Origin of the sequence: Kitasatospora sp. NPDC059795, assembly GCF_042732175.1 — a bacterium.
GTDB lineage: Bacteria > Actinomycetota > Actinomycetes > Streptomycetales > Streptomycetaceae > Kitasatospora.
Genome location: NZ_JBHWID010000003.1, coordinates 523,025 through 531,306 on the forward strand (window position 1 = coordinate 523,025; position 8,282 = coordinate 531,306).

General features: G+C 70.0%; 1 protein-coding gene. It reads right to left on the reverse strand.

Features of this window, described 5'->3' with window-relative positions:
• Positions 1-3: 3 nt before the first annotated feature.
• Positions 4-8,067 carry a toxin glutamine deamidase domain-containing protein gene (locus tag ACFV4P_RS09485; protein ID WP_380469087.1) on the reverse strand — a complete coding sequence of 2,688 codons (8,064 nt, stop codon included), beginning with the start codon at positions 8,065-8,067 and terminating at the stop codon, positions 4-6.
• Positions 8,068-8,282: the final 215 nt, after the last annotated feature.

The window sequence follows — 8,282 nt, forward strand, 5'->3', positions numbered from 1 at the left end:
TGGTCAATTCAGGAGCTGGACCGATTTCATCCCGAAGTATTCCACCACCGGGGCACAGTTGTCGCAGGGCGCCTTGTATTCGCCGTAGCCCCGAACCCGACCGCCCGTACCGTCCTTCAGGGCCCCGGTCTCCAGCGGACGGACGAATGCCTTTCCGAGGATTCCCCTGGCCCGTTCCATGGCCTGGCGCACGGCAGCGGGGTCGTTCATGTCGACTCCCGTGAAGTGTCCGTCGACCTGTTCGAGCATCTCCGTCATCACGGACGGCTCGGCGCACTTGCACCGGGTACCCGGATCGCCCTTCGGGTAGCTGTTCCAGCCCAGCTCCTTCTTGATGCGGTCGTACGCCGGGTCCCCTTCCGAGCCATAGGCGAATTTGACCAGCGGGTGGACGTGCTCCGGCGCGCCCTCACCGGCCAGGCCCTTCGTGCTGCTCGCGGTGACGACGACCACCCGCCTGCTGCCGCCCTCTCCGTCGATGAGCACCGCGGAGGCCACACAGCCGGGACGGAACTTGTCGCTCGCGATATGGTCCGCCATCTCGAATCCGGAATCGGTCATCACCCGGAAGCCTTCCTCGATGCTGACGTTCCCCAGCTCCTTCGGACCGGTCGTGTAGTACCGGCCCTTCTTCTTGTTGTCGACGAGCCTGGGCCTGTTCGCCGTCGGGGCGGGATCGCGTTCGACGGCGTCCCCGTCGCCGTTCTCAAGGGCGCGTCGCGCCTCCTCGTTGAGGCGCTGCTCGTCGGCCAGCCGCTCCTGTTCCCAGGCCAGCTGCTCGGGGTCCCCGTCGTTGTGCTTCTGACGGTCCTCCAGGAGTTGTTGCTTCTCCGCCAGCCGGACCTGCTCGTCGAGCAGACGCTCCTGCTCCCTCAGCTTCTCCGACTGCTCCTTGGTCTTCGACTCCGGGCCGCTCAGCTGCTTCAGCGCGTCGAGCTCCTCCTTCAGCCTGGCCCGCTGCTCGGGGGAGTGCCACTTCTCCTCGGGCTTCTGCAGTTCCTCCAACCACTTCTGCTTCTCCTGCCGCCACTTCACCTCGCTCGGCGGCCCGAAGTAGTGGCTGGGCGAATCGTCGCTCTTGGCTGCCTTGGCCGACTTGGCCGACTTGGCGGCCTTCTCCTCCGCCTTCGCTTCCAGGTCGTGCTGCTCGGCGTGCCACTTGTTCAGGAGCTCCCGGCGGTCGGCCAGTGCCTTCACCCGGTCCGCCGGCCAGTTGTCCCGCTTGGCCGCCGCCTCCTGCTCCGTCAGCCGCCCGTGCTGCTCGACGAGCCACTCGCTCTTGTCGATCCACTTCTGGCGGTGGTCCAGGCCCTTGCGGGCCTTGGTGAGGGCCTGCTGGTCGGCTTCGAGCTGCTTCTCCTTGGCTTCGAGGCTCTTCTGCTCGCGGGCGGCCCGGACGGGGTCGTACTGGCCGCCCTCCACCTTCGCCCGGAGCCCGTCCAGCTCCTCGTGGCGGGCGTCCAGCTGGTGCTGTTCGTGGTCGAGCTTGCTCTGCCGGCCGTCCAGGTCCCGCTGGTCCGCGATCAGCTTCTCGCGTCGGACGTCGAGTCCGCTCTTGTCCGTTGCCTGGCCCTGCTGCTTCGCGGCGGCCCGCTCCCCCTGGTCGGCCAGGGCCTCGTGCCGGGACATCCGCTCGTACTGCGCGGCCAGGCGGTCCTGCTGTCCGGCCAGGCGCTCCTGCTGCTGCCCCCACCGCTCCTGACGGGCGGCCGCGTGCGTCTGGCGGGGCTCCAGGCGCTTGTCGTTCGAGGTGAGCCGCTCCTCGGCCAGCCGCCACTGCTTGTCGGACAGCTGGTTCTGCCGCTTGGTCAGGTCCGCCTGCCGATCGGCGAGTTCGTCCTGCCGCACGGCCAACCGTTCCTGATCGGCCAGCCGTGCCGTCGTCCGCTGCGACGGGTTCGGCCGCGCCTGTTCCTTCTGGTGCAGCTCGTCCCGCTTGGCCTTTGCGTCGGCGTGTTCCGACAGTGCCGTCCGATCCGCTTCGGCCTTCTTGGCCTGCGCGACGGCGTCCGCGATCGAGTTCCCGACCCGGTTGCCCGGCTTCGTCTCCCCGCCGGTGCCGGCGGGGTCGCCGAGGCCGGCCGGGTCGGACGGGGGGCGGGGCGACGAGACGCCCGCCGGGTCGGTGATCCCGTCGCGCTTCTTGATCTGGGCGTCGACGTCCGCGGCCATGTGGTCGACCCAGTCCGGCTTTCCGGGCTCCCTGGAGAAGCCGAACTCGGAGAGCACGGTTTCGCCCGTCCGGTTGGGGTAGTCCTTCTCCGTCACGTCCAGAGCCAGCCGCTCGATTTCGGCCCGGTTCTCGTCCAGGAACCTCTGGCGCGAACCCTTGAGCTGGTTCAACTCGTTCGACAGGCCGCGCAGCTCGTCCAGCGTCGCGTCCGGCCGGTTGTAGCCCTTCACCAGCTTGTTCTGCGTTTCGAGCATGCTGTTCATGTCGGCGAGGTGCTTCCGCAGCGACGCGACATCGCGGTCCTTCAGGTTCAGCCCCGCAGTGAGGTCGTGCGCCGCCAACTGGAAGCGGTCGAGTCGTTCCTGCGCGATGACGTGGTACGGGTCCAGCGTCATCTTGACGACGGTCCCGGGGGTCTGCGTCGTCACGTCGAACGGGATCTGCTTCCGCTCGTACCTCGTCGGCGGAAGCTGCTTCATCACCTCCGACGTGCCGGTGTACGTGTGCGAGTCCTGGCTGATCATCTCCCAGCCGTTGGGGCCGTGCTTCAGCATGTTGGTCGCCGCCGGCTTGAAGCCCGGGGTCAACGAGTGCGCGTAGTCGCCGTGGCCCATCCACGCCGTGACGGTGTGCTGCTTCCGGAACTTGTAGGCGGCCTCCAGGTACCCCGGGGACGAGTACGACTGGAAGTGCCAGGCCGTGAAGGTGTCCTTGCCCGGCTCCACGGTGGTCACCAGGGCGCAGCCGTTCATCGCGTCGGTGAACACCAGCCCCTTGCGCGGCTGGTCCGGGTGCGGGTTGAACGGTACCTCGGTGTGGCCGATGGTCTTCGGGTCGCTCGGGTCGGGGCGCTTGTCGGCCTCGTAGGGCACGTACGCGCCCTTCACGTACTCGTGGTCCTCCTTGACCGGCGGCAGGGCGGATTCGGGCCGCAGGAAATTCGGGTCGTGAGCGACGTACTTCTCCCACGCCGGCACCAGGTGGTAGCCCGACGGCTTGCCGTTCACCATCTTCGGCTGCAGCACGAACCAGTGGTCGTCGCGTCCCTTGATGGCCTTCAGGAACGCGTCGACCTCCTCCGACGTCGCCTTCGGCATCCGCTCCTTGACGCCGGCGACGAAGTCCGTCCCGACCTGATTGTGCTGCAGGAACTCGGCCGGATTCTCCATGATCCCGCGCTCCGGCGTACCCACCGGCGGCAGCGGCTCGGGCGTCACCGGCGGGTGCTCGACGTCGCCGTGCTGCTCGATGGTGTCCTGCTGGTCCGTCTGGTGCGTGCCGTCCGTGTGCTGCGACGACTCGGCATGGTCCGTGGCACCCGGCGACGCGCCCGGGCGCTGCTCCTCGCCCGGCTTGCGCACCGGGGCACCCGACTGCCCGTCGGGACGCGGGCCGGCCTGGCGGTTGCTGTCGCCGGTGGGCGGGCCGGAGGGGTGCAGGGGCGCCCGGTCCGGGGTGAGCGGGACGGCGAACAGGCCGCCCTCGCCCGGGTACAGCGGCTTGTCGCTGGTACGGCCCATCTGCCCGTCGACGTACACGACCTTGCCGTCGTGGTTCATCGCGTTCCAGGCGTGCAGGCGTCCGTCGCCGTCACGGCTGATGATCACCGCCTGCGAGCCGGGGCCGCTGTCGATCAGGGTCTGCGCGAGCTTCTCGTGCCCGGCCGGCCCCTTGCCCAGGCTCTCGAACTTCCCGCCGAGGGACTGCTCGATCCGGTCCCGGCTGCCCTTCTCGCCGACGGAGTTGTCCTCGACGCGCGGGGCGGCCACCGTCGGGCGGCCGTCGTAGGTGTCGACCACCGAGAGCGCCGCGTCCGCGCAGTTGTTGGCCCGGCCCGGCTTTCCCGGACCGTCGCCGTTCAGCTTCTTGACCCAGTCGCCCGCCATCGGGTCCGGGTGCCGCTGCGGGGAGCCGTCCGCGTTGTGCGGCACGGCGTCCTGAAGCTGCTTCAGGTCGTGCTCGGACGGCCGCTTCAGCCCGCCCTCCACATCGAACGGCCGCCCGTCCGTGGCCGGGTGACGCGGACCGTCGCCCTCGTGCTCCGTCAACGAGCGTTCGTGGGACGGCTGTTCGTGGCTCGACTGCTCGTGGGACGGCTGCTCGTGGGACGGCTGCTCGTGGCTCGGCTGCTCGTGGCTCGGCTGCTCGTGCGAGGTGGTGCCGAGACCGGCCGGGTTCGCGGGGGCGATGTCCTGGGCGTGCTCGTTCACCTGCTGGTGGTGCGGGGCGTTCTCGTGCCCCGCTCCGGGCGGCGGGTTGCCGCCCGGGTGCTGGGCCGGCGCGTGCGGCGCCGGGGCTGCGGGCTGGGGGGCCGGCAGGTTTCCGAGCCGGAGGTCGTGCACGGCCGTGCCACCGACCGCGTTCGCCCCGTTCGGGGTGGTCAGGCGCACCGACGGCGCTCCCAGCATCTCGGCCGTGCCGGGAATCCGGGAGCCGCCACCGGCGGTGGTGGGGTGCTCGTGCACATGGGCCTCGCCGGTGACCAGGATGTACTTCCCCGGCTGCCCGACCCGGTCGGAGGTGATCGCGTCGTGCATGTACGAGTTCAGCATCCGGGCCCGCTGCTCCAGCGGGGCGTTGCCGAAGCCGTCCGGCTTGCGCGCCGGGTAGCCGTCCACGGCCCGGACCCGCACGCCTTCTTCCTGCGCCTTCACCACCGTCTCGTAGAGACCGGCGTGCTCCGGGGAGTTGAGGTTCTTGTCGTAGGACCGGAGCATCCGCTCCAGGTTCGGCGGCATGGTGCCGCCGTGCTCCAGATAGGTGTCCAGGTCGCGCTGAAGGGAGTCGTCGCGAAGCGACTCGATGTAGATGGTGTCGACGCCGGCCTCCTTCAGACCGGCCATGTTCTCCTTGAGGAACTTCCAGCTGGGCGAGTTGCCGTGCGCCTCGCCGAGCACGATCCCGGGGTGCGCCGGGTTGGCACCGTCCCCGTGGAACAGTCGCTGGACGCCGTCCAGGGCCGACGCCTGCCCGTCCAGCCGCTGCTGCACCTGCGCCCCGTCGACCGGGTGCCAGGTGGTCTCCGAGTCCTGCCGGGCCAGCCGTTCCAGCACGTTGTGACGTTCACGCTGGGCCTGGAAGTTCGGATCGGTCCGGTAGTCGAGCTTGCCGCCGTGCTCCAGCAGCTTGTTGCCCGGATAGACGTAGGCCTCGGTCTCGCCGGTCGCCACCAGCTTGGCGCGCAGCCCGTCGTTCAGCGCGGACGCCGCGTCGGAGTGCAGTGCCTTCAGCGTCAACGGGTCGAGGTGCGACTTGAAGCTCTGCGAGTACGGGCTGACCTTGACGTCGGGCGTCCCGCCTTCCGTGAAGGAACCCGAGTGGTGTCGGCCCAGATTGCTCTGCGGCAACGAGTTCGCGGACAGCGCCAGATCACCGCTCAGGGTGAACTTGAACCTGTTGTCCTTCGCGTGCTGCGCGAGTGCCGACGGGTCGGCGGAGGGCGGGTAGATCAGCGCGGGGCCGGACGGGTCCTGGTGGAGCTTCGCCTTCTCGTCGATGGTCGGACGTTGGTCGAGCGGAGGAAGCTCGGGCTCGGGACGGACCGTCATACCCGGTGCGGAGTCCGGCCGTTGGGCGTCCGGCTTCGGTCCTGCCTGGTGGCCGGGGGCGCCGGCGGGCGGGCCGGACGGGTGCAGGGGCGCGCGGTCCGGGGTGAGCGGAAGGGCGAACAGGCCGCCCTCGCCCGCGTACAGCGGCGTGTGACTGGTACGGCCCATCTGGCCGTCCATGTACACGACCTTGCCGTTGTGGTTCATCGCGTTCCAGGCGTGCGGACGCCCGTCGGCGTCCCGGCTGATGATCACCGCCTGCGAGCCGTGACCGTTCTCCAGCAGCGTCTTCGCCAGCTTGTCGTGCCCGGCCTGGTCCTTGCCCTGAGCCTCGAACTTCCCGCCGAGCGCGTGCTCGATCCGGTCCCGGCTGTCCTTCTCGCCGATCGAGTTGTCCTCGGTCCGCGGCGCGGCCACCGTGGGACGGCCGTCGTAGGTGTCGACCACCGAAAGCGCCGCGTCCGCACAGTTGTTGGCCCGACCCGGCGTGCCCAGGCCGTCGCCGTTCAGCTTCTTCACCCAGTCACCCTCGAACGGGTCCGGGTGCCGCTGCGGCGAACCGTCCGCGTTGTGCGGAACCGCGTCCCGAAGCTGCTGCGCCTCGTGCTCCTCCGGACGCTTCAGCCCACCCTCGACATCGTACGGCCGCCCGTCCGTGGCCGGGTGACGCGGACCGCCACCCTCGTGGGCGCCCAACGGCTGCTCGTGGGACGGCTGTTCATGGTTCGGCTGCTCGTGGTTCGGCTGCTCGTGCGTCGGCTGCTGCTCGTGGTTCGGCTGCTGCTCGTGCGGCCGGCCGGTGCCGTCGTGCTGCTGCTGGGACGCCGGGCTGTCGCCCAGGTGCTCGGAACTCCCGTGCGGCGCCTGCGCGTCGGGGTGCACCGGGCCGAGTCCGCCCGGTGTCGGCGGTGCCGCCGGGTGCTGCGCCGCCGGGTTGCCGGACGGCGAGTGGTTGTCGGGGACGGGCAGGTAGTGGAGCCGGACCTGATTCGGGTCCGTGGCGCTGGTCGCGGTCGGCGGCTTGACACCGGGCGCTCCGGAGCCGTCGGTGAGGCGCACCGACGGAATCCCCAGCAGGTCCGCCGTGCCGGGGACCCGTCCGTGGCCCAGGTCGGCCTTGGAGTGGGCGTGGTCCTCGCCGAGCACGACCAGGTACTTGCCGTTGCGGTTGGGGGCGTCCGCCGTGATCGCGTCGTGCGCGTACGAGTTCATCAGGCGGGCCCGCTCGTTGTGGCCGCCGTCCTCCGCGATGGTCCGCGCCGGATAGCCGTCCACCATCTGGACCCTGACGTTGTTCTGCTTCGCGGCTTCCAGCGTGTCGGTCAGCTTGGCGTTCCAGCGCCTGTCGTAGTCGGTGGCCATCTTCCGCAGGTCGGCGGACATCGGCTCGTTGCTGTTCGGATCCAGGTACTTGTCCAGATGGTGCTGGGCGGCGTCGTCGCGCAGGGCCTCCAGGTAGACGGTGTCGACCCCACTGGCCTTCAACTGCGCCATGTTGTCCTTGAGGAACGGCCAACTCGGGGACGATCCGTGGACCTCACCGAGCACCATTCCGTCGAATCCGGGGTGGCCCTGGTGCCCGTTGAGCAGGCGGTCCACTCCCTCCGTCGCGGAGGCCTGGTTGTTCCCGAGCTGTTGCTCCACCCGGTCCTCGCGGATCCAGGTGCCCTTCTCCGAGTTGAGGTCCGCGAGGTCCTTCAACAGCTGCCGGCGATCCGCCTGCTGCTGCTCGGTCTTCTGCGACCGGTAGTCCAGCCCCATGGCCTTTTCGTAGAGGTCGGCGCCCATGAGTGCCGAGTTCTTGTCGCCGGTGGCGGCCTCGCGCAGGTTGTCCATGAAGTCGCGGTTGACCCCGGTTTCGAGGTCGACCATGGACTTCGGGTCGAGATAGGCCTTGTAGGTGTGGTCCTTGATCTTGGCGTTCGGCTTCCCGCTCGCCGTCGAGCTCTCGGTCCGGTAGCTGCCGTCGCCCTGGTCCGTCAACCGCCCGCTGACGTTCTTCAGTTCCGGCGAGAGCTCGGACTTGAACTTGTTCGCCACGGCCTTTCCGGCGTGGGTCACCATGTTGCTGCTCGGCGGGTAGACCAGGGACGGCCCTTCCGGGGTCTTGTGGAGTCGGTCCCGGCCCTCGGGCGTGAGCCCCTCGGGCGTGATCAGGGGCTTCTTCGGACCAAACAGCCCGGCCGGTTCGGCATCCGGCCGCAGCACGCCCGCCGGCGCGCTGTCGGGACGCAGCGATCCGGCGTCCGACGGCGTCTCGTGCGGCGTCGGCGTGCCCGGCCGCGAGCCGGGCGGAGTGTCGAACGGCGTCTCGAACGGGTTGTGGGCCGGCGTATCGGTGTGCACCGGACCGCCGTTGCTCGGCGGCACATGCGCGGACGGCGTGGCGCCATGGTTCGGCGCAACGTGCGGGGGCGGCGGCGGAGGCGGCGGCACAGCACCCGCACTCGGCGGCACATGCGCAGGCGGCGTGGCGCCATGGTTCGGCGCAACGTGCGGGGGCGGCGGCGGAGGCGGCGGCACAGCACCCGCACTCGGCGGCACATGCGCAGGCGGCGTGG